Consider the following 241-nt stretch of genomic DNA (forward strand, 5'->3'; position numbering starts at 1 on the left):
GGGCAATCTCAAACAGAATATCGTCGGACGGACGGCTTACCTCTTCACCACGGGTGTAAGGCACCACGCAGTAGGTGCAATATTTATTGCAGCCTTCCATGATGGAGACAAACGCGGTCGGCCCTTCGGCGCGCGGTTCCGGTAGACGGTCAAACTTCTCGATTTCCGGGAAGCTGATATCTACAACCGGGCTGCGGTCGCCACGCACGGAGTTGATCATCTCCGGCAGACGGTGCAGCGT

At 57.3% G+C, this 241-nt stretch carries 1 pseudogene; it reads right to left on the reverse strand.

From position 1 onward, the window contains the following. Positions 1-241: pseudogene (locus tag FN960_RS24700) on the reverse strand (tRNA (N6-isopentenyl adenosine(37)-C2)-methylthiotransferase MiaB); the annotation flags it as partial.

The sequence above is a fragment of the Alkalicoccobacillus porphyridii genome (assembly GCF_007293315.1).
Classification (GTDB): Bacteria; Bacillota; Bacilli; order Bacillales; family Bacillaceae_D; genus Alkalicoccobacillus; species Alkalicoccobacillus porphyridii.